Here is a 22484-nt window from a genome sequence, read left to right as displayed (position 1 = left end):
AGGCTGATGCTCAGTATCCACTTCGGAGCACCCATAAGGGTTCCGTTGGTTTGTCGGTAGTGCTTTCGCTTTGCCAATGTGGACGGCAGGCACCTACCCGTGTGCCGAGGGGAATATCTCTGTCTCGATTGCGAACGTCAAGAGTAATGTCGAATTTCGCCCTACTGGTTAAAATTTGAGCATCGACGGGGGAGCGTCCCAGACCGCCACGCCGGGACTTTATCCACAGGCTTACCCCCACTTTCAGGGGACAAAAATCGGACGAAAAAAATCCCGCTCGAGCGGGACTTGTTATTGGGTACCACCTCATTCCAACAGCGCGTGCTCTTCACGGCCCATAGGCTTGTGCAGAGAGACGCTTTCACCATCCCTTTTGCCCTGGATATACGCTCGGTAAGCATCCATATCCAGTTTGCGGCGTTTCATCTTTGTGATCGGAACACCAGGATAATGTCTCTGGGTATAAGCGTGGATTGCCCGCTCCCCTTCTTCCGTAACGCCGGCAAATTCCACTACACGTTTGTGCACGCCGATGATCCACGCTTCTGCATACATCACTCCCGCTCTGCGCCTTTGCAATGCGCCCTGAACACTGACCCCTGATAGGTATGTTCTCTTGGAGTCTTTCAGTTGCCGGAAAAGTACCTCATACGCATAGGCCGACATTTCAGCGCTACCGATTTCTCCAATAAAAATCAGCGACTGCCCGTTAGGGCCATAGCTGTAGAAACTCACACAGCCAAACGCCTTTGAGACAGTCATCGACAACATGCGAATCCATTGTGGCGGAACGCTTTTGGCCTTACTGATCCGCAGGGAGAATTCCTCCGCCTGGGAAGCACGCACGTCGCCTACTTCCAGCTTGAACTTATCCATAAGTTTGCGGGCTTGCCGCATTGCTGCTTCGGCCTCATGCGGGTTGCTGGATTTTGCGAGCGCAAAACATTTCTTGATTCTGCCTAGTGCACGAGCGCGCTTATCCACGTCTTCAATTGCGAACTCAGTCACCAGCCAATCCTCCGCTTCGCGACACGTTGTTAAGCCTGACGCTTCAGCGACATCCAATAGCGCCCCGTATTCGGGTTGCTCAGCAAATATACTTGCTCCATCCCCTCAAACGAAGTGTCGAACTTTTGGACGCCTACCCCGAAATAATCACCCAGACGCGACAACACTTTTTTCTGTTCTGCCTGGGGCTGAACTTTAAGCTCATCAAGAACCATCTTCAATTCTGTGATAGCTGCGACAAAAAACGTTCTTGCTCGCAGAGCATCGACCTGCCCAAGCGTAGACTCGTATTCACCAAGCACTGCGCCAATTGCCAAAGAACTTCGCTCGCGCAACTCTGCACACTCTTGAGTCAGCACGATTGCAATTAGGAGATCGTGGCTGCCTGGAATGTCTGTATGCAGAACCTCTAATATTTCCTCAGCCCACTCTTTATTCCCCGGAAGGCTGTATCCATCGAGAGGAAAGCCCCCGCTGGCCCCGATCAACTCATTAATTCCATACATAAAGATCTTCTCCGTAAATTTGTAGGTCACCGTATCGGCCTGCATTCATCCGCTTCGCGAAACGGGGCACATCCCACACCTACCAATGTTTATTTTATGAAAGTGAAGCACTTCACTACTAATAGCATTTCTACCCTGATCGAATAGCCTAACTCTAGTTTCACTGCTAATAACCTCTGCACCATATGAAGCATCTAGCACTGGGCCTCCGCGGGTTTGCCAAAGTCCCGATAGGTTAAACACTGCTAATAAATGGGCTGCACCTGTCGTTTTGACTCGTAGCTGATGCGGTTCATCAGGCAGTAGTCAATTGTGTATCCATCTATCCTGGTTACGATTTCCCCTGTCAAATCGAGCAGAGCAGATGCTCCTGCATAGAATCCAATCCCGCCGCTGGCATATTTTCCGCTCCGAATTTGGAATCCTTTCTCGTCGGTTATGGATACCCCGGTTATCTCGTGCCATAGAAGGAACACACCTTCCCCGTACAGGCCTTCGTCCCGCACTGAAAAGAGAACCTGTCTGAGGTGGCTCCCATGGGCCACGCCTATGAAATCGCCGTTTGGTAGCACCGGCGGGAATAACCTGCCGCCGTCTCTTTTCCTGAACTCCAAATGTCACCGCCTGTTCATTGCCGTGATTCACCGGCTTTTCATTTTCGATATCACCCTGGTGACAAACAACGCTGACTTGATCGCCAGGCTGACGCAGCAAGCGAGCCCGGTAATGCACGTGCCAGTGAAGATCATCCCGAGGATTGCAGATGTCCATGCTTCGAGGTATGGCAGTTTTGCGTAGTCGGTTTTCAAATCGCTGAGCACATACATCAACCCGCAGTAAGTCATCCAGGCTATTGCTACCCTGGCATTCAATGCGCCGATCGACCCAAGCAGTTGCTCCAGTTGTCCGTTTCCTAGCATCAGATTTACTCCACCTCAATCCAGGCTGCTTACTCACACCCGCAAATTTGCGCTGCGCCAATCCTCCCACCATCACATCCATTCCCAAGGATTTTGCGCGCCCTGATCCCAATGGTTGGCCTATCAACCGAGGCTCTGTCGATTCACCGCATTCACCCGCTTCGCGAAACAGGTTCAAGAAAACTGCCCTCGCACCACCTCGCTTGCTTATGGGAGTCTGAGGGTTCACCTCACATAGAGAGGAAGTCGCGCCGTAAGTGTTTTGATGCGCGCTGCTCTGAAACGCAGGAACTACGGGGTGTGTAGCGATATCCGCTTCAAATGGCTGCCTTGAAGGGGTGTAGTTATCGTCGAAGGGGTGTCGTGAAGGGGTGTCGTGAAGGGGTGTTGCTGCCCTGTAACGCCCGCAATCAGAGGCCCCGCGCCTATTCAGCCGGATCAATTCGCAGCAAACGGTTCGGTTAAGAGGTGTCGTCATAGTTGAAGGGGTGTCGTGAAGATGTGTCGTGAAGGGGTGTCGCGGTCGGAGCCCTCGATTTTGTTGGGCTCCACCACTTTTCAGCACCGTACCAGGGCGAAGCGCTCAGTCGGACGCTGCGGGGTAATCGTGAGTGATGAACGCCGCAATAGAGGCGTCAACAACGCCGGCTTTCTTTACCGCAGGGACAAGCTGACGGCGGACTCGCTGAATGACTGAGCACGTTTCCCGGATTTCGGCGAGCTGGGTTTCGTAGGCCCGAACGATGTTCTTCAAGGGCTCCTTCACGAACGAGAACGACGAGACCAAGTACTTGCTTCCTTGACCCTTGTTGATGGTGCGGATGACCCGCGGTTTTTTGGCTTCGCCTTCCTTGAGCCTCGGCAAAATCACTTTCGCCCATTCGATGGTGACTGCATTCGGGCTCGATTGCCGTATCCGGATCACTATCGGTATATGCCCAGGCTTGCCTGCGTGCAGAGAAAGGGCTGTCTGGAAGAAAGAGTCGCGCAGCTCTTCGGCTCGGTCGACAAGGCTGGAATAGACGCGATCGAGCTCCGCTACTGCTGGATGCTTGGGGGCTTCAGAAGGTGGGTTCATATGTTGCTCCTTTGTGGACGGGAGCATTTTGCGGCTCAACACAGAGGGTGTGGATCGATTTCAGACGCTAAAACGACCTGAAAACGAAGCACAGGGCTTTCGTGAAGGCAGATTATGACGGCTCGTCGTCATCTGTTGACCGGGTGACGCAGCTGTAGCGCTTGGGATTCTGTAGGTATGGGGTTTCATGTGTTGCTGGGTCATCTGCGTCGTCATTTGACGCACTTCTTTTGTCTTTTTTTGCTGGGAGCGGCATACGAATGGGTAACGCCTTAGGTCTGGATATTGGTTACAGCAACGTCATTGGCGTTTTCGGCGGTGCTGATGGGCAACCGGAGTCGATCATTCGTCCCTCGCAGGCCGCTCCCTTGAGCGTTCTGCCTGGAGATTCTGGGTTACGCCCTGGTGAAGTAATCGTTGAAGTTGATGGCGCGCCCTGGGTGGCATTTGCCGCGCCCGGCCGAGTTCAGGATGGACGAGAGCTGCACGAGGATTACACTTCCTCGCTCGCCTATGAGGCCCTATTTAAAGGTTCTCTACTGCATGCGGCCGGTGATAAAGACGTAATTGACTGCTTAGTCACTGGCCTTCCTGTCTCGCAAGCCCGCGATAAGCCCTATGTAGAAGCCCTGGTAAAGCGTATGACCGGGACGCATCGGATTACGCCCAAGCGAGAGGTTACGGTTAAGCGAGTAGAGGTTGTTGCTCAGCCTATCGGGACTCTGACGGAGATTTACTGCAACTCAGATGCTTCGGAGGTTATTGAGGAGTCAGTTTCAATCATTATTGATCCGGGTTTTTTCAGTGTTGATTGGGTGGTATTTGACCATCGCGAACTGGTAGTCAACTCCAGCAGCAGCAGCCTCAAAGCTATGTCTGTTGTACTTGAAGCGTGCAACGAAGAAATTGCGAAGGATCATGGCGGTATTCCTGGTGTAGAGAAGATCGAACATGCGCTCCAGTCGGGTAAGTCTTACATCCTGATCTATGGCCGCAAAGTTGAGCTTGCTGAATATCTCGAGCGTGCTGCCGAGCGTGTTATCCCATCCGTCTTTACTGAGATCAAACAAGGACTTCGATTCCTGAAGGGGCGTGCTATCGACTGTGTAATTCTTGGCGGTGGGGGAGCCTCATTGTATGAGCCATTCGCTCGAAAAGAATTTCCCGACGCTTTGGTAGTCAAGCCCGTGAATAGCGTAAAAAGCAATGCCGAAGGTTTCTGGCATATAGCACGCTCTTAATTAAACGGGTGCGCAGGGAAGCGCTGAGGAGGGAATGTGGATAAAACGATGAGACTACAATGTCGAGTCACGCCAGCGACACAAGAATTGCACGCGCATCTCGAAACTATTGACCCCGATTATCGGGGTAAAAGGCTTGTTGCAATGGCTGCACTGTATCTAAGCATGATTAGCGCGACCGAAGAGAATAAAAATAAGCAGGCTGATAGTCAGCAGCATAATACTCTATCTAAGGGCGAAAAAGAGCCAATTAGTAATGAGCCTACGTCTCGCCCAGTTGCTAGCTGGATAAGGGGGGCTAATGTTTAATATCCGCGCCAGCTCCTTTATTACCGTCTATGCATGCATTGCGATATTTAATTCAGCAAGCGCAAACGCTAACGGATTTTCATTAAAAGGGACAATGTGGGAGCGAGCCTCAATGGCCACCGCATGCAAACCGGACCCATTGCTTCTATATTCACTGGCCCTGAATGAATCTAAAACTTCTGCCGGACAAGGAATGGTTGCACCACACCCATTTGCGCTTCGGAACGCTCCTAGTGGTGCGCTGTACCCTAAAACCTATATGGCTGCCAAGGTTGTACTCGGCAAATATATTGCCGAAGACATTCTTACCGATATAGGGATTATGCAAATAAATTATCGCTGGAATGGCAATCGAGTAGCACGCCCAGAGCTTCTTCTTGACCCTGAAGTAAATATTCGGATCGGTGCCCAGATACTTTGCGAGTCGATTGCGCAATACCCTGTCGATATGCAACTAGCCATCGGTGGCTACCATACACGAAACCCAAAACGTGAACTTGACGCACGTGAGTATGCGAGTAATGTGCTCAGAATTTGGCGTTCACTACAGCGTTTAAAGTAAGGGCAGGGACATGCGAGTTAAGATCAACGCATCGATGATACAAATGGGTCTGCGCTGGCTGACATCTGGCTTGCGAGATTTCAATGTCATTCTCGCTGAGCAGCGCTTGACTCAGAGCGATATGGTTTGGCTTTCTTCGTTGAGCACCAACCAACGTCAGTTGAACGCTGTCGACGCTCTCCCGGTCTCCCTCTACCGGGTCCACTACAACACCCTAAAGGTCGGCAGGGGCTACCTAGACGATGAAGAGTTTAGGGAGATCGGTAACAAAATGGTTATGTTCATGGAGTTTTGCCACTTCTCCCGCGTCAACCAGACAAGCCCTATTCTGGCTGTAGGCCTAGACGATGTTGGGTATCGGGTGTTCGAGGCAGGCTCTTTCGACTCTCGGATGATGCTGGTTAGCCGCGGCGGGTTCTCGGTTGGCACCAGGTGCAACCTCAGAAAGCTGAGGATGAACCTATCTTCGCCAGACGATCAACTCAGGGACGTGACTACAGTATTGCTTGGTGATCTTCGGTACTTTCTGAAGCCTGGCGTGAGTGGCATAGGTCGGATCAAGGACTATCCCTCGACGATGCCCCTCCATGTGGTAGCGACCGAGTTGCTTCAGCAGAAGCTACAGCCCAAGTTGGTCGCGCAATGGACTGGATTGAATGCGGACGAAGTAGTCAGGATGAAGCGCTCCTTGCTACGGGATACCCCCCTGGTTCAGTCCCAGAGTGGACGAATACAGGCACCGAATAAGACACTGGCCGAAAGCCCTCTTCACAGTTTGCTCTATCTGACTGTATACAGGCTGCTCGCCGACAATCCTCTTCGGCGGACGAATGCTCGGGCGGTGGTTGCGGCTCATCGCGAGTATGTAGAGCTGTGCAGAGCTGTCGGCATTGAGGCCAGCGATATGATCTCCCCTTCCAACGGTTACCAGCTCAGCAACGCGATGAAGACCGGAGATATCACGCTCACTCCATGCAGCAAGTGCAAGGAAATCAACGCTCGTTACGCACTCAAGCCCGGCCGATGCATCTGGTGCAACCACTGAATCCCATCCACGTGAAGCTATTCGCAGGCCCTGTTCCCCCTGGTTGGAGCTTTCCGTTTGGGATTCTGCGTGGTAGTGAGATTATGTTGGTGAGATGAATTGAATGGTGAGCGACATGCAAAACGACAAAGTTGAGTGCCAGTGCTGCAAGAAACTGATGGTGCCGAAGGTTATCACCAGCGCCCCTTTCTACATCAGCGGCGTCCCTGTTGGTGGCCGTGACCCGGAGGCCTCGGTTTGCCCGTTTTGCCTATCTCCTAAGTGGATGCTGACTGAAGAACAGGTTCTTACTGGTGCAAAGGCGAATACTGAATTTTACGGCATCATCGTGTTGATGATGATCAACATCGTTGTGTTCACCCGCTGGGGGGCAGAGGCGGTCGGTGTAAGCGTTGGCCTGTCTGTTTTGTTGTTCCTGTTCCGGGCGCAAATCGCAAAGGCGGTGAAGGATCGGCTGACTGAAATCTTCAAGGGGTAAACTATGCAGGTGGGTAAGAAAAAGGCCGGGGAAACCCGGCCTTGTCGTTTCAGCTTAACCTCATCTAGTCAGCGTTGATCCCTGTCGGTCGCTGAGGTTTGTGGTTTGTGGCTCCCGCCGAGGATGGCGACGGTGCAGGTGGTGGAGCGGATCTAGCTGGTTGTGGGGCTGTGGCCTGTGTTGGAACTTGAGGAACATCCTCATTCGAAGGGCCCTGGTACGCCTGGTACTGCACCGCATCCCTTGAATCCGCCAGCGCCGTCAGGGTGGGATAGGAACCGCTTTCAGGGGCCTTGGCAGCATCATCGATCGCAGTAATAGCTCCTGCGATGTAGTTATCATCCCGGATGCCTTGGCTACGATAGTAACCATTCAGCTCTCGATAGGCATCACCCTCGGCCGATCCAAACTCACCAGTAGCCTTGGCGGCAAAGTACTGTGCTTCCTCGGGCTTCAACCCTTGTTTGATACCGATGTCGTAATAGTTTTCGAGCTTTTCACTATCGGAGCCGCTGCGGAAGGCTTCGGCAATCGTATTGATCCCTGTAAAGGCCGCATTCGCGCCATTAGCTACAACGTTGCCCAAATTCGTACCTTGGCTTGCAGCTTGCCCCCTTGCTGCCAGGGTGTCATATGCAGCTTGGGAGGAACGGTTATCCACGTGATCCTGATTCTGCGAATTAGCATCAATCACTGGCTGCATGTTCTCAGAATTTCGCTGCCCAATAACCGTAGCGCCATCCTCCTTCGTAGCTTGATAGCCACTGGCATTCATGTCATTTGAGTTTGCATAGGCCCCAGCATTTGAATTCCATTTTGCATCAAGCTTGCCGGCGATGGCGTCGGTGCCGGCAGTGGCCTTGGCGGCACTGCTTGCGAGACCAGCGTTCGAGTTTGCATCCCCTTGATTGACGTTAAAATCGAACGGGTTGTATTGACTCATCAACAGATCACCAAGGCGTCCGTCCTGATTGATCGCACGAATCGCTGCCATCGCTCGACGCTCGCTCGTGTCTTTCGACATATCCTGGATGCTCTGGCTACCGAAGGCTTGTTTGTACAGATCTTTACCTGACTCTGTTTGTCCTGCCATTTTCTCGAGCGCCAGCGCGGTTTCATTGCGGCCGAGACCGCGAGTGAGCGCTTTGACGCCGGCGTCTCTAAGGTTGAGTGATTGACCGGCCTTGATCGAATCTTGTTGTGCAGATGCCTGGCTATAGGTCTGTTGCGCCTGGAGGGCGCTCGAACGGGTTTTCCCGATCTCGTCTGTGTTCGATGCGCTCTGCTGTGCCAACGCGCTACTTGAGAAGGCATCGCCCGTCGCGAAGGTCAACGTGCTCGAATCGGTTGCCTGGACAGACTGCGTAAGTTGGGCGAGTGCTTTCTCCGCCTTGGCTTTGCTTTCCTGAGTCATGGTGTCGGCCGAGGTGTTATCCGACCGCTTCATGCCGCCAAGCGGCGTAGAAATACCCATTGCGGCGTTGGACGTGGCCTGATTCAGCGAAGACTCGGATAGGCCGAGGCTCCGAAGGGACTCTTTTGCCTCGTTGTAAGATGCATTCGAACTGAGGACCGAACCTGCCGAAAGGTTTTCGCCTATCTGCGCAAGTGCTTGCCGCCCTGTGGCCGATGAGTTGAGTTGTTGACCAGCTGCCTTGAGGCTTTCTTGGTACTGAGAGGTTGCCGTTTGAGATGCCATGCTCGCGCTCTGCACCACAGCGCTTGCTGCTTGTTCGCTGCTGATGGTTTCTGCCAGTTGCGGGCTACCTGTTTTAGCAACGCCGGCCCCTACCTGGTCAGAAGTGAACGAAGCATTGGTACTTAGAACAGGTGCGCTCTCCTGAGATCGAGGATTCACGTCTTCGGACTTGAATTTTTCGCCAGCTGTCATTTGGCTCATGATGCTATTCGCAACCATGGCTGAGCCAGAAACGATGAAAAGAGCCAAAGGCGGCACAGAAGCAGCGAGCAAGCCGCCGATACCGAGAGCCTTGCCGATCGCCTTATCAATGTCCATGAGTTGAAGCATTGCAAAACCAGATCCAGTCGGATCGTATCCATTGAATACGGCTTCCATCTGGGAACCGGCATACCAGAGGGTAAAAGCATTGACGATACTTAACAGCGGCATCCACAACCCAACCGCCAACGGCAAGACGAGATACTTGCCGAGGATAGAAAGGCCAGGCCCACCCAGGAGTAGAGCAAAGGCCAAGAACGGCGTCATCGCATAGAGCATGCCCTCGAAGAAAGCGATCATCGGCCTCATGTAGTGCTTGAAGCTGTCGCCCTTCCCCGCCCATTGAATTTCTTGCTGGTTGAGCGATTCACGGAGAGCCATTGCAGCCCTTTGTTCTTGCCAATGGTTCATGGCGTCGACACGAGAGTCGTTAAAAATCGGGGCTATTAGCGAAGTCAAAACGTAGTCCTGAGCCGACTTGCTACTGAGTGCCAGACTTTGAATTGCCTGGTCTGTAGCGGCTTGAACCTGAATACCGGTGGTCATTCGATTGGTTTTGACTTCTTCGCTGAATCCTTTCTGAAGAATGTCCTCCAACACGTCTGTGTAGACGTTTTGCAAGTGTGCGTTGAGAAACGACCTGGCCTCTGCGCAGCTCTTCATGGTGCCGGCGTTACCGTCGTAGACATAGATGAACATCGATGATGTCTGATTTGACAGCACCTGAGCCCAGCCGGGAGAACGGTACAAGTCAGTCAGGGTCTTATCCGTTCTCAGCGCGACGGGGTTTAGCGAACAGAATGTCATGTACTCGTTTACCGATCGGGGCAGATCCCACCCGTCAGACTTTCGGTAGTTTTGAAAACCGTCCAGCGCCATCGGGTTCCGAAGAGCATCGCGCACCTTCGACAACGTACTCAGACTCGAGAACAGCCCATAGTCGGTCATGCTTGGAGTAGAGAACGCTTGCTCCGTGGTTTTGGTGATGCCGTAGGCAACCGTTGAGATGACTGAGCCGACAAATGCAGGGCCAAGAGGCACGTTGTCCACCACCCGCACCTGCGACGACACCGTATCCTCGATCACTGTGGTGGCTGTAGGGCCGTAAAACATCATGTAAAGGACGAGCACAAGGCCTGCCTTACCAAAGGTAATGGCCTGGTTATTGAAAACTGCTTGGAACGCCAACAGAAAGAGGCCTATTAGCGCGCCAATACGAGCAAGATCTTCTGCATCTCCGCTCCCTGTGATCATCGCGCAGGCATTGAGCATGATCTCAAGAAACTCGGCGCTGCCTGTTGTGTAGATAGTGAAGTCCATGGATGTCTCCGTTACGCGCCGGCGTTATCGTTGATGGTTCCCTGCGGCAGGGTTCCGCTATCAAACACTGGGGCCATCTGAAGCATTTTTTCTGCTTGGCCATCGGCATCTTTGCCCTGCATCGCGTCCTCAATGTACGAACGGTATTCGTCCATGAGCTCTCCCTTAGTAGCCCGCAGGTCCTCGATCACCTTCCCTGCATCCGGCATGTTCAGGCTGGTGAGGCCCTTCTCTGTGTGCCCAAGCAGTTGATAGATCAGGCTCATTGATGCATCCGCAGCAATTTTCTTGGCAAACTGATTCAGATAGTCATAACCGGATTGAGCACCTGCCTTTTGGGTGATTTTCATCAGATTCACCCCTACGCGGCTGGATGCGAGGTATCCAATCCGGTTCCCGTCAGCAGCCGTTGCAGTGCCATTGGCGAAACGCTCAAGGATTCCATTGTTTTGAAGATCCTCAAGAATTCGGGTTTCGAGGCCCTTGAAGCTGGTGAGAGTGCGGATTTTCGGGTCAGAGCAGTCAGCGTCATCCTGGTCGCACTGGTAGACCTTGACATCGAGGTTCGTAGAACCCTCAACCAGAATTTTGAGACCTTCGCCAGTGATGAGCTTCGGCATGGGATGCGCAGCGAAGTTTTTCCCCCCGCTGGCATCGTTGGTGAGCGACACGTTGTAGCTACCGACCATCGACATGATGAATTCTGCGTTTTCATCGCTGCCGAACAGAATCTGTGACTGGAGGCCAGACTTCATCATGGCGCACCACAGAACGTTACCAGTGTTCTCGCACTGAACGGCCTTGCCTGAGGCCGCAATCCGGTTTGCAGGGGAGTCTTCTTTGGTAGATTTCGCGGTAAAGAAGTCAGATGCGACGTTCGACCCGAAGGCCGTCATCGCGGATTTGAAATCTGTGCTTTCTTCGTATGCCTTTTTGGCGTTTGTAACCAACCCACTCGCCAACTGGCAGCTGTTGGAAAACATTTGGTTGAGCGCCTGGATTTTGTTGGCCAGGTTGCGGATAACGCCACCTGTCTGTGCATCCATCGCATCGAGGGCCAGCTCGAAGGCGAAGCCCGAAACAATGCCAGCAGCGTTCGAGGCCACATTCCTCATGAGCGCGACGAACTCTTCACCGTTGATGAAAGAGAACGAGCCACTGTAAAGATTGATACCTCCGCAGCCACCCTTTGCGCTTGGAGGGGTAATGCTGATGAGGTTGGCAGTGGATATCCGATTCCGAAGGACAACGGAGCCGCCGGTTATTACCCCGCGCGTGGCTGTTTTATACGCCCCTGGGCTGGTGACATTTATCATGCCGCTGAACATTTCATTGACCTGCTGTTGAATGTTCGCGTGAGCCCCGAAGGGCACCATCAGCGCTACAGCAAGGGCGATCGGTTTGATTTTCACTGGGCACCTCCGTTGTCTTTTTGAAAGGCGCGACGAGCTTCATCACGCATGCGATTCACGAATTCGCTAGGGTTCTTTGTTGCGTCGGGCGGGGCGTCAGCCAATTTGGTAGCGTCGATCAAACCCATGGTGTTTAGGCGTGATGTGGAGTTGTATTCCTGATCGGAAATCAGGCCAGCTTCATTCGCCGCCATTAGAATCCGAGTGGTTGCCGTTTCCATTGAAACGGTGCTGAAGCTGACGATCTTCACGTCATTCGGCGGGATGACTAGGGCCAACGCCGGCGAGGCGATGATGCCAAGCTGCTCTGCGAGGCCAGTGTCGTACTGTGTATTTGGATACTTGCCTCCAGGAAGAGGAGCCCCGTCCATCGATACGGGCATGACAGTAAATCCGTACCTGAACTCGAGAGCTGAGACCGCGGCCAGAGCCTGTTCACAAAGAATGCAGTCGTTACCGTTGTAGAAAAACATCAGCGCAGAGCTGCCGGCGATCATCTTCAACAGAGTTTCTTTTTGCTTGCCGGCCGCCGTTGCCAGCGCGTCGGAGGCGGCGTTCGAGGCGGGATAACGCATATCCTCATCGAGGAATGGATCGTTACGGATTACCTCGACGGAGTGACGTGAGAATCGCTCGGCCTTATCGAGCATGATTCGCTGAGCCCAGTAGTACGCGCTCACATTCTCCTTGGTGGGGTTATCCATAGCTGCATCACGCAGTTTCGGAAGCACTTCGCGAATCCACGCCACGCTGCCAGTCGGTGGCAACTCGGGCGCGGCAGGTTCCGAGGCTTTCTTCTCGGCTGGAGGTGGGGTCGGCAGCTCCGGCGCGGGCTTCGGTTTTTCGGGTTCCTGTTCAGGTGGGGGATCTTCGTACCAGAACCAGCCGCGTTCTTTGTCCTGGTAGAACGATGAACCAGCAACCGGGGGCGCTTTTGACTCAGCGGGTTTGGGCTCTCCCGCAAGGGAACCGCTGCTTATAGCGGCAGCCAGCAACAAGATAGGGAATTTTAGGGGTGTCATGAGTCCGTCTGGCCAAGATGGGGGATGCTCGAATTGTGAGCGTTGGCCAGCATGAGGGGGCGCGTTTTCAGGCGCTTTTACGGTCGGAAAAAGAGGGGTGAAGTTGAGAAGGCCAGAGGCCTATCGCTGTGCGCGATAGACCTCGTGACCGAGGAAGCCGAGAGAACCACGTTCACGAAGAACGTCATTCCAATCGACACCTTTGGAGCCGTCAGGGATGGGCATGTCCGGCAGCATTATTTGCGCCTTGATCCCCATTTCCCACAGACGTTTTTTCAAAGCGAATGCCGCTTTTTGGCCTCCTTCCTTGCGGTCCTTATCAGCCCAGATTCGGACTGCTTTGGTGCAGGCTGGTGGTACGAAGCTCTCCAACAGGTAGGAATTCACTAAGGGCCATACTGGTATACCCATAGCTGTTTCCACCGATAGAGCTGTTTCCAATCCTTCACATACATCCAAGACTTCTCCTGGATGAGATGTTGGAACCGCACAGCCGGGAAGCTTTCGGTTGCTGGGGATTGGGAACATTTTTTTCGGCTCAGCGAGATCCGCTTTCTCACCTTTCATTGTCAGGTAGTGACGGTTGATGGTCACAGCCTGGCCTTCAGGATCGATGAGCGTACACACTATGCCCGGATGCTTGGAACGCTTGCCGGATTTGTCCTTGTAGGTCAATTCCGGATGGAAGCGAACGTAGCGGCTCAGCTCTGGTCGATCCCAAGCAAGAATGCCTCGGGAGCGAAGATAGAGCCTTGCTGGCTCCGCTGATGGATCTGTGAGAGGAACTGTCCCCTTCCACAGGTTGCGCATTGCCTCACGCAGCCAATCGTCGGAAGCCTCTGGCTTGCTCGGAGCTCGCTCCTTACGGATTACAACGCTTGGGACAAAGCCATCAGCGGTGCGCCCATGCGGGTCTTTGATCCGTAGCAATGCCCCAACCTCCTGTAGGGCGTGGTGAAAGCTCCAACGGTTGACCCACATCAGTAAGGCTATGCCATCAGCCTTTACTCCGCAGGTACGGCAGATCCCACCGCTCGACGATCCAGCCGTCTTACGGAAAATCTTGAACCCGTCTTCCCCACCATGCACCGGACATGGGACTCCACGTCCTGCTTTTTTGTGTGCCGGCACCAAAGAAGATGCGAGGCTTGCGTATATGTCATGCCAGCGGCCATCAGCGGCTACCAGCACATCTTGCTTCTCTGGGGCGTAATTGCCTTCTGAGTCTTTGGACATGGGTACCTCCGGTTGGTTGAGATGCGCCCGGACGGGCGCATCTGCTGGCTATTTCACGATTTTGATTTCCCAGGAATTACGGTAGGTATCAACCCACTCCTGTTCTTTCTTACCGTCGACAACGACCTCTTTGAGCACACTCACGGCGGTTTTGCCAAGGTACGTCAGGGAGATCTTGTCACCTTGTTGCGCTCCAGATTTGCGTAGCTGAGCGTTAAGCTCGATTCCCCAAACCAGGTGTTCACCGATACGCAAGAAGAACGACTTTCCGTTCTTCTTGAGAAATCGATAATGGGCGAAACCTGAACCGCGGTATTCGCCGGTGACAGACCTGCCAGCAACGCCTTGGAAATTGAGTTCTGGTGCGCGCTCAACTTGATCCACATCACCTTGGGCGACTTGTATCTCTTGAGCTGTCTCTTGATGCGCGGGCTGGGATTCGCGAGGGATGAACTCCCCTTTGATCTCGCCCTGCTCTTGGTTCTCGATCGATACAACTTGGTTGCGGCCTTCCGGCCGGTACAGTGTGTTGATCACCACCGGTTCAAGCGCTTGGTGCCGCGCTTCATTGCTTTCTGGCTCGGGAAGCTTATGAGCCAGGCGCTCTGAAACGATGCATAGGCCTTGCGGCAGTCGGAGATAGCTTGGAACATCGAAGTCAATACGGATCATTTCTCTTCTCCCTGGCGACGCAGGTAGGAGGGAATGTAGTAGTTGTCATAATCGACGCTGCTACACCAACGGGCGTTGGGTAAGGTCTTGGTTGCTTGAGGAGCCGAAGCCTTCAGACAACCGCGTAGGTAGCTCAGAACACCACGCAGGATCTGCTCAGCATTCAGGATTACCACGGCGAGAAACACGCAGAGTGTCAAAGGCAAAACATGCTTTGCAAACTGCGGTGCGTATACAGCTCCCAACGTAGCAACGAGGAAGCCAAACGCGGTCAGCACTTTAACTTTGAGGGTTGTAGATGCCATTTTCAGTTCTCCATTTTTTTAAAACGGAGAACGCCCTAACGGGAGTTCCCCGTCAGGGTTTTTGTGACACAAAAAAAGGAAGCCAATGGCTTCCTTTTTTGATCGGCGCTACGCGAACGTAGGCTTGGTTTTTAAGCTGATAAGCTCAGCTTGGCTTGCTCCCAGACGCATACACGTCTTGGGTACCAGTGGCAGCAGCATGCTGTCACTTAGGGTCAATGGCCTCCAGGAGGCAAATTCTTAATCGACCTTAGCCGATGAGTGATGTAATTCTCGCCGCCATTTCAGTCTGTCGTCAACCAGAAAAAATCACTTCAAATTCCGACGCAAATCGTGCGCGAAATCGAAATCCAGAGGCTCCGCAAGCTGGTGCAATAGTCCGGCCACCAACATCCGGAGAAACCGCTAATGGCGACCACTCAACCACAACCGACGAAGTACCAATATTCCAAGCCATCCCTCAAAGGGAAGATGGTACTGAACACTGAGCAGGCGAAGTTCTTTGCCGGCAACCGTTTCGATAGCCTCATGACGGCCCTTTTTATCATCGACGTTACGTCCCGCAAGCTGGCCAAAAACCTCAAGACTTTTGATCACAAAGCTGTGGTCGATGCGGTCTCGAAGAAAATCGAGCGCATGGAAGTAGCCGTGCGTGACGAGGCTGAGCGGATGGACACGCTTTTGAAGAGCCTGGGAATCAAAGAGCTTGCAGGGTACAGCTCACCACTGACTCGTGAATTCGAAATCACAAGCCCAGAAATCAAGCGGATGAGCAGCCTGCTTCAGGCATTTGACCATCTGATTATCCAGGTTGATACAGCCTGGCTGCATGAGAAGATCGATAGCTCGGAGGCTGAGGAGTTTCGTGCAAGCAAGAGCAACCAAATGGCACGGCTGATCCGCTCGCTCGTTGGGCTCGGTCAGAGCGCGCGTGCAAAGGCATACGCGAGCAAGGTCGCAGAGCTCCAAGAAGATATCGAGAAGGCTGAAGCCAAAGTGACCGCTGACAAGGAGGAGCGCGAGGCGGCTGGTCACATTGAGCCTGATGGCAATGCCGACCCTCTCGATTCGCTTCCTGAAGAAGCAGTTGCTTGATCGCGCCAGTAATGAAAACGCCCCGCATTGCGGGGCGTTTTGCTTAGGAGAGTCATTATGCTTGATGATCTTACGTCAACACAGGCAAGAAGCAGTCGAAGACGCAGAAAAGCGACGGATCAGCCTCCTTCACGCGAAGCCACCCCACTGTGGGAAGAACAGCTGGCCACCGACGAATCACTTGAAGCGCCCTCCGAGGCAGTATTTTGGGATAAGGTCGCGATCGTCTCTGTCACTGCTGCTGTTCTTATTGGAGTGGCTATAGGTGTTCCTCTCGGGGTCTATCTTCATGGCACGCTGTAGATCCATCCTCCCCTCGGCGCTTCAGCTTTTCGACATGTCGTCTGGCAGCCCAATACCCCCCCTTGACTCTGCGCTCGCTCAGCGCCCGGCAAATTGACACCACATGGCCCCGAGTAAAAACCGGGGCTTTGTAGGACTGGATTTTACGAATCACGCCCCAAATGCTGTAGACCCGCTCAGGCATTCCATGGGTAAAACTGGCCTGGCCTGCCATCACTGCGTAGCTGTGGATTTTCTGAGAGTGGACTCCGGTGACCTTCTGAACTGCCTTCACGTGTGCGTAGTTCTGCATCAGCGGGTTTTGCACGCGATATTTCCTTCGACCAACGATCTGCAACCAGCTATCAGGGGCTTCCGGGTAGGTAATGATCTTGCCCTTGAAACACTTCGTTTCCAGGACAAAGATTCCGTAGCGCGACACGATGATGTGGTCAACCTGCGTCGACTCTCCCCTTGTCTTGCCACGATAGATCGCGTTGGCGAACACCTTGTAATCGCCACTGAGGCATAGGCGCAGCATGAAGTTAACCTTGTACTCCCCCCACCACCCTCGATAGGCAGGGAATTCAAGTAAACGGACGTGGGCGATGCCCGCTAGAACCCCCAGTATCAAAACCGGGGGCAGATACAGCATTAGAAAGTCATTCATACCATCGCAAATCCGCCCTTGCGGGCGGATTCTCCATTAGAACGGTTCGTCACAGCTTCGAGCAGCAATCGGTCCATCGCCAGAACATGTACATGGCATCGTTCCCAGTACCTGGAACATGCCGACTAGGCCCGCCCTCCCAAGTCTGGGGCGGTTCTCCGAGCCACATTGCTCTGCTGTTCTGCGACTTTGGCCAGAACTGGGTCACTTTGTACTGACTTTTCGGAATCGTCGGGTAGATCCCCGCCTTGCACACGTTCTCATCACCCATAGTGCGTCGAGCGAGGCCCCTGCGGTGTTGCTGTGCGATCACTCGCGCAGCCAGCAATGCTGTCGTCCGGTTTGCATCTTGCGCCACGGTTACGCCGGCAAATGGGTAGATGCTCCCCCATGTACCGGTACACCACCAAAGCGACTCAAGAGGCTCCTTTCGAGCGGTAACCAGCGCGGATTCGGCAGCACATGCCGCAATAGCGATTGGGTTTGCCACGGCCGCGGACTCGGGGTGCTGGAAGAAAGCCAACGTTCCGTTGTTCCAGGTAGGGTCGATCTCAGTGAAAGAGATGATATCGAGGTCGAGATAACCGTCCGGATTGCATTTCGTAGGCGTGTAGAGATCGAGGATTTGAAGCAGCGGGAAAGCATACAGGTGAGCGTGGTAGAACGAACCGGCGGCCTGTCCTGTCTGGGTACTGTTGTCCTGCCGTAGCCGACCATAGCTGCGCTTGTTGCCAAACGGGAGCGTTACACCGCCTAGGGTTGGCGAGCAACCAGGCTTACGGACAGTTTCAACCATTCGTGCCGGCTCCCACATCGCAGTAATGATTCCGGGCTTGTAGATCGAGGACGAGCCTTCCTGGCAAATACAGAAGACCATTTTTGTAGCCTTGGCGGGTGCTGTGCCGGGGGTTATTTGCACACCAGATACACGGATTGGGAATAGGCATGCCCAGCAGATGTCGGTGAACAACTTCGGACCAAAAAGGCCAGAGTCCTCACACATCACCTCACCGGACGATGCCGCATCAGCCGCTATCCCTGGCAGGGAAAACATACCCGCAATCACCAGAAGTGCGGTGGCTATTACCTTATTGATGCTCATGATTGGCCTCCTCGAAGGCGGATTGAGCAACCTCGCGGACGATGAAGTTTTCCGTGTCGGCTGTTACGACAGAAGGGGCGCGAAGGATCTGGAAGCGCTCCGCCATGTCAGGCGGCAATAGGTAGAGAGGCGCATCCAGGTTGTCCTGTACGCTGTTGAACAGTTCCCAACCAGAAGCAGTGGGAATCTGAGTAGCCATTATCGTGACGGTCAGATTTTTCCCGTGGTCTGCGTATTCGCGCTTCGCCAGGGCAACCTGCCAAGGCTGCGTCGGATCGATTACCACCAGTTTCTGGTCAAACGGCATCATGTCGAGTGGATTAATCCTTCCCGCCTTCTGAATGACTCTGCCTTGGCTGTCGAGAATGTCATCGGGCACAATGACCGATGCGTCGACGAGGCGGGTGGCACTCTCAGTTACCGGCGGCAGTGGATGCCCTTTGTGGTTATCCCAAAACCGGGCGATTGCTCGCTTTTTCATGGCGTTGGTGTCCAGATCTGCGATGCGCTGTTTCGCAATCTCCATGAGGTCAGGCTCGATGATTTCCTCTGTGGAACCAATAGTGCCTAAATCTCCCCTCTTGCCTTCCTTGACCGCTCCTTCGATGTAGCTGACAGAAGACGAACCAGCGGCTTTAGCGATCAGAGCATCATTCGGTGCTTCGAGAGCCACGGTGGGTACTGCTGACACCATATGACGTTGGAATGCGAGAGGATCAAGCAGGACGCTCACTGTGCTTTGCGTCTCTTGCGTGAGAAGGTGCATTTTGGTCACAGCATCGCCCATCGACATACCATCAGGTATTCCTCGAAAAACAATGCCAACACCTGGCAGTCCATCGAACGACAGAAGTATGTCTTTGAGGGCGGTAGCGCCCATCGACCACGACACAAAAATCAGAGTGCGATTTCCATCGCCAAGGGGATGTTTTTTCTCGCGATCTGAGCCGTCTGCGCTAGCCAGCGCTGAGTCGTTCTGCTGCGGATTTTCATCACCGGCTTGAACGATGGCCTTTTCGGCCATCTCACTCACCCAACTCATGTCATCTTGGCCGCTTGCTTCGGCGCGCGCGGCACTCGCATTTCGACTGATTTCTTTAACCTGATCGAGGAGCACAGGGTTGAATTCATTGATGTCGTACTTGCGAATGCCAAGGTCATCGCCGGCGATGGCCATCGTGCAACCAAAGGCCAACCCAATGCACAGGGCTAGTTGCTTTTTCACCATATTGGATACGCCTTTCCGATGATTTGGTCTGTCGAAGCTGAGCCCCAGTAGCGCGAGTCGAAAGAGTCTGGCGTGCGGCCGAAGAACCAGTAACGGCCCTCGCCTATTTTCCCTTCGCGGACATATTTCTGAGGATCAATCCCGTGCTGGCTGGCGACCTGAAGCCCCTTGCCTACGGGAACACCATTGATGGTTGTTTCATCAAGCGTGACCTTGGCGCGATCGCCAGGCATTCCCTCAAGTACCTTCACGATGATCGTGCCATCAGCAAAAATCGGACTCAGACCTTTGGAGTGAAAGGCGTAGATTTCACCGCGCACCAGGTCATCGTCCTTTTTATCGATGATCCATAACCTGTAAGGGGGCAGGCACAGGGAGTCCTGACTAGCGATAGCAATCGAGTAACGGGTTGCCAGCAGCACAACGCTGCCGGCAACCACTGCTGAAAAGAGTAGGCCTTTGCCGATGAAGACTGCCGAGAGTCGCTTTGGCGCTCGATCTCGATCAACCTTTGCGATTGCCCTTCGCACCTTGGCCTCAATGCTGAAGGGGTTAGACAACACCATTACGCGACTTCCGCCGGATCAGAGTTGTACTCGACACCTCGATCACGGAGCACGCGCAGAATTGCCTCATCCTGCGGAACACCGGTGAGCGTGTAATTTCGGATCGCTTGCACATCTTCGGGTGCGGTCGAGTAGAGGAGGATCGAATATGGGTCCACCGTGAGCCGCACGATCCCAGCACCGCGGGGGGTGAGCATGAATATCTCGGAGTAGTGCCCCTTGTATGACTTAACAGTCTTCAGGATTCGGTACCCGCCCTCACCCAGCGGCAGCCGCTTGTTTTCCTGGATAGCATCAATAGCTTCGGCCTTCTGCCCTAGCAGTAGGGTGAACGCGGAGTTTTCAGCGATGGCTTGTCCGACTTTATTCTGATAGAGATCGTTGACCCCCTGAGTAATGACGATGGCACTACCGCCATATTTCCGGAATCGCCGGTAACCGTGCTCAATGAACTCCCCAACGTTGCCCTGGGAGAGAAGCGACCAGGCTTCGTCAATGATCACGATTTTTGGGCGGTCCCGCTCACCAAGGTACATGTCCTGCTGGATCTGGTAGATGAGCTGAAGGAGTACGACTTGCTGAAGGTGTTGACGCCCCTTCAGTTCCTCAAGCTCGAGTACGGTGAAGGGGTTCTTGAAGTTGAGATTGTTCTTTCCGTTAAAGAAGCGGCCGTACTGACCCTTCGAGGTGAATGCAAAGAGCTGGTGGCCAATATCTTGAATACGCGGGTCTGGGTCGGCAAGCAGAGAGTCAGCGATGCTGTCGACAATCATCTTCTTGCCCAGCGTTTCCCAGCATTGTGTGAGGTGCCTTTTTAGACCGGCGGTTTGGAAGTCGATCAGAGGTACGGTCGGAGCAGCCATAGCAGAGAGTAGCCCAACCAGGACATCCTCCTCCTCGCTGTAGTCTTCAATCAGCTCGAAGGGGTTGAGGCAGAGGTTCGACTCTTGGTCAAAGCGTGCAAAGTCGCCCTTGTACGCTTCAGACAGCTTGAGGTAGGAAAGGCCCACATCGATGACCCAAACCTTCGCTCCGATACTCAAATACGACGTGATGAGATAGTTAGTCGCAAACGACTTACCAGAGCCCGACTGGGCGGCAATCATTGCGTTGTAATTGGTATCGGAGTCAAAGAGGTGGAAGCTGACCGGCTGACCGTTTCGGGAAATGAACGGGGCCACATGAGTTCCAGTGCCCTTCCAGTCGCCATAGATAGGGAGCAATGGCAATGCCTGGGTGAGGCTCAATGTTTTGAATCGGAACAGCTCCTTCATCGCATCCGGGTCGGCGCACATCGGCAGGGAGTTCACGAACACGGGTAGCACACAGAACTTGTCCTCCATGAGACTGAAGCCCTGCGTAGCGAAGTGGCTTTTAGCATTTGATGCCGCCTGAATAAGGTCTTCCCGGTTCCGGCCGAACACCACGAGGGTCATCGTCGCCTGTACGTTGGGGAGCCCTTTGTCTAGGTCTTCAAACAGCGTGTCATAGGCTTCCTTCGTCTTTCTTAAAACGGGAACGAAATGCACCATCGGGCCGAAGCTCTGGTTGATGGACCATTGGCGGCGTTTCGACAGCTTGTCCTTTGTCTCCAGCTGGGGAGGGAAATACAGGGTCATGTTGATAATGCAGTTGCCCCTGATGCCGCCGCGCTGCGACAGAATGTCAGCGAGATACTGCGAGGCATCGCCCTGCCACATGACATCAGGAAAGCGCTTGGCCGAGAGCGTTTTTACAAAGCAGTCCTCTCCGATCTGAAGGTGGTCTTTCTTCACGTCGAGGCTGCGGTTGTAGTCGAGGATCTGCTCGTTCAACGGCTTATCTGTGTCCGCCTTCATGTCGGGATCTTCGCGCCACGACGCTGACGGCCCCTGGTTCAGGATGGAGGAGAAAATTTCTCGGTAGGAATCGTTGGTGAGGGGTACGGCTGCAAGATTGCAGCTGTCCAGCGAGGTTCGCAGTCCGTCGAAAAGCTCCTTCGCCGCGTTCGCTTCTGTCTGGGTAGGCAAAGCATTGGCAATCGGAACAGTTACGGATACGACGAGACTCTGCTCACGAATTCGTACACCTGAGATTGAATCAACTGGGCGCATGGTGCGGTCGCTGAAATAATCGGCTCGCGCATTCGTCACTTTCTCCAGCAACGCCTGTGTTTCTACGGGAAGGTCAGTACGGCCGGACTCACGGAAGGCCCGGCGCAGACGAAGGAATCCCGTCTTCATCTCATTGATATTTTCAGTGCAAATGAGGCTGAACTGGATCGTTGTCTTCTCGGGCCAGTCGACCGTCAGACCTGCCTTCAGGCGGTCGCCTTCATCCCCGTTTGAGCCTGAGAGAGGGGAACACAGGAAGGCGAATCCTAGGCGGTTCCCTTCCAGCTGGAACAAGTAAAGATTCGGCTCGTAGGCAAGACCGTTGATCAGTTTCGAGAGCCGAGGTGTTGAGCGGATAAGCGCTTTGAGCATTT

At 53.7% G+C, this 22484-nt stretch carries 21 protein-coding genes; 5 read left to right on the top strand and 16 right to left on the bottom strand.

Annotation, left to right across the window (positions count from 1 at the left end):
- Positions 1 to 306: 306 nt before the first annotated feature.
- The 5 genes from BZK31_RS07980 to mobI all read right to left on the bottom strand — a co-directional run bounded on the left by BZK31_RS07980 (position 307) and on the right by mobI (position 3512).
- The gene (locus BZK31_RS07980; RefSeq protein ID WP_083182195.1) at positions 307 to 1008 is read right to left on the bottom strand and encodes a DUF2786 domain-containing protein; all 702 of its coding nucleotides are present in this window, start codon (positions 1006 to 1008) and stop codon (positions 307 to 309) included.
- 29 nt (positions 1009 to 1037) lie between these two features.
- Entirely contained in the window at positions 1038 to 1559 is a 522-nt protein-coding gene (locus BZK31_RS07975; RefSeq protein WP_208617187.1) for a hypothetical protein, read from the bottom strand.
- 200 nt (positions 1560 to 1759) lie between these two features.
- Complete coding sequence (locus BZK31_RS07970) at positions 1760 to 2128, bottom strand: hypothetical protein (RefSeq protein ID WP_083182194.1); 369 nt, start codon at positions 2126 to 2128, stop codon at positions 1760 to 1762.
- Positions 2129 to 2155: 27 nt separating this feature from the next.
- Positions 2156 to 2434, bottom strand: a complete 279-nt coding sequence (locus BZK31_RS29415) for a hypothetical protein (RefSeq protein WP_157900715.1) — start codon at positions 2432 to 2434, stop codon at positions 2156 to 2158.
- A gap of 583 nt (positions 2435 to 3017) precedes the next feature.
- On the bottom strand, positions 3018 to 3512 hold the full coding sequence (gene mobI, locus BZK31_RS07960; RefSeq protein WP_083182193.1) for a conjugative transfer protein MobI(A/C): 495 nt from the start codon (positions 3510 to 3512) through the stop codon (positions 3018 to 3020).
- Positions 3513 to 3772: 260 nt separating this feature from the next.
- On the opposite strand from mobI, the gene BZK31_RS07955 reads away from it, so the two are divergent.
- The 4 genes from BZK31_RS07955 (at position 3773) to BZK31_RS07935 (ending at position 7147) form a co-directional block, all read left to right on the top strand.
- Positions 3773 to 4753: a ParM/StbA family protein gene (locus tag BZK31_RS07955; RefSeq protein WP_083182192.1), complete on the top strand. Its 981-nt coding sequence runs from the start codon at positions 3773 to 3775 to the stop codon at positions 4751 to 4753.
- 301 nt (positions 4754 to 5054) lie between these two features.
- Positions 5055 to 5624, top strand: a complete 570-nt coding sequence (locus tag BZK31_RS07945; protein ID WP_083182190.1) for a transglycosylase SLT domain-containing protein — start codon at positions 5055 to 5057, stop codon at positions 5622 to 5624.
- Positions 5625 to 5634: 10 nt separating this feature from the next.
- A complete protein-coding gene (locus tag BZK31_RS07940) occupies positions 5635 to 6669 on the top strand; it encodes a hypothetical protein (protein ID WP_083182189.1) in 1035 nt (344 codons plus the stop codon).
- 115 nt (positions 6670 to 6784) lie between these two features.
- Entirely contained in the window at positions 6785 to 7147 is a 363-nt protein-coding gene (locus tag BZK31_RS07935; protein ID WP_208617186.1) for a hypothetical protein, read from the top strand.
- 64 nt (positions 7148 to 7211) lie between these two features.
- Here the strand turns inward: BZK31_RS07935 and BZK31_RS07930 are convergent, their stop codons facing one another.
- From BZK31_RS07930 to BZK31_RS07905, 6 genes are all read right to left on the bottom strand, one after another.
- Positions 7212 to 10427 carry a conjugal transfer protein TraG N-terminal domain-containing protein gene (locus BZK31_RS07930; RefSeq protein ID WP_083182187.1) on the bottom strand — a complete coding sequence of 1072 codons (3216 nt, stop codon included), beginning with the start codon at positions 10425 to 10427 and terminating at the stop codon, positions 7212 to 7214.
- An 11-nt stretch (positions 10428 to 10438) separates the two neighbouring features.
- On the bottom strand, positions 10439 to 11839 hold the full coding sequence (locus BZK31_RS07925; protein WP_083182186.1) for a conjugal transfer protein TraH: 1401 nt from the start codon (positions 11837 to 11839) through the stop codon (positions 10439 to 10441).
- Positions 11836 to 12861 (bottom strand): conjugal transfer protein TraF, encoded by a 1026-nt coding sequence (traF, locus tag BZK31_RS07920; RefSeq protein WP_083182185.1) that lies wholly within the window; start codon positions 12859 to 12861, stop codon positions 11836 to 11838. Before traF ends, BZK31_RS07925 begins: the two co-directional genes overlap by 4 nt.
- A gap of 120 nt (positions 12862 to 12981) precedes the next feature.
- On the bottom strand, positions 12982 to 14097 hold the full coding sequence (locus tag BZK31_RS07915; RefSeq protein WP_083182184.1) for a DUF7146 domain-containing protein: 1116 nt from the start codon (positions 14095 to 14097) through the stop codon (positions 12982 to 12984).
- 48 nt (positions 14098 to 14145) lie between these two features.
- A complete protein-coding gene (locus tag BZK31_RS07910; RefSeq protein WP_083182183.1) occupies positions 14146 to 14769 on the bottom strand; it encodes a DNA primase in 624 nt (207 codons plus the stop codon).
- Complete coding sequence (locus BZK31_RS07905; protein ID WP_011078001.1) at positions 14766 to 15074, bottom strand: hypothetical protein; 309 nt, start codon at positions 15072 to 15074, stop codon at positions 14766 to 14768. The genes BZK31_RS07910 and BZK31_RS07905 overlap by 4 nt, the downstream gene beginning before the upstream one ends.
- 408 nt (positions 15075 to 15482) lie before the next feature.
- Here BZK31_RS07905 and BZK31_RS07900 point away from each other — a divergent pair, with 408 nt between their 5' ends.
- Positions 15483 to 16169: a DUF1845 domain-containing protein gene (locus BZK31_RS07900; RefSeq protein WP_083182182.1), complete on the top strand. Its 687-nt coding sequence runs from the start codon at positions 15483 to 15485 to the stop codon at positions 16167 to 16169.
- A gap of 259 nt (positions 16170 to 16428) precedes the next feature.
- Here the strand turns inward: BZK31_RS07900 and BZK31_RS07890 are convergent, their stop codons facing one another.
- The 5 genes from BZK31_RS07890 to traC are packed head-to-tail and all read right to left on the bottom strand — an operon-like array spanning position 16429 to position 22482.
- Positions 16429 to 17121 carry a nuclease-related domain-containing protein gene (locus BZK31_RS07890; RefSeq protein WP_244182649.1) on the bottom strand — a complete coding sequence of 231 codons (693 nt, stop codon included), beginning with the start codon at positions 17119 to 17121 and terminating at the stop codon, positions 16429 to 16431.
- Positions 17122 to 17170: 49 nt separating this feature from the next.
- Positions 17171 to 18223, bottom strand: a complete 1053-nt coding sequence (locus tag BZK31_RS07885) for a TraU family protein (protein ID WP_083182180.1) — start codon at positions 18221 to 18223, stop codon at positions 17171 to 17173.
- Positions 18210 to 19451 carry a TrbC family F-type conjugative pilus assembly protein gene (locus BZK31_RS07880; protein ID WP_083182179.1) on the bottom strand — a complete coding sequence of 414 codons (1242 nt, stop codon included), beginning with the start codon at positions 19449 to 19451 and terminating at the stop codon, positions 18210 to 18212. Before BZK31_RS07880 ends, BZK31_RS07885 begins: the two co-directional genes overlap by 14 nt.
- Complete coding sequence (locus tag BZK31_RS07875) at positions 19445 to 20017, bottom strand: S26 family signal peptidase (protein ID WP_083182178.1); 573 nt, start codon at positions 20015 to 20017, stop codon at positions 19445 to 19447. Before BZK31_RS07875 ends, BZK31_RS07880 begins: the two co-directional genes overlap by 7 nt.
- Complete coding sequence (gene traC, locus BZK31_RS07870) at positions 20017 to 22482, bottom strand: type IV secretion system protein TraC (RefSeq protein ID WP_083182177.1); 2466 nt, start codon at positions 22480 to 22482, stop codon at positions 20017 to 20019. Before traC ends, BZK31_RS07875 begins: the two co-directional genes overlap by 1 nt.
- Positions 22483 to 22484 lie beyond the last annotated feature (2 nt).

The organism is Pseudomonas floridensis, from assembly GCF_002087235.1.
Classification (GTDB): domain Bacteria; phylum Pseudomonadota; class Gammaproteobacteria; order Pseudomonadales; family Pseudomonadaceae; genus Aquipseudomonas; species Aquipseudomonas floridensis.
Note: the sequence above shows the minus strand (reverse complement) of the source record. Positions and strands in the feature narration are given on the sequence as shown.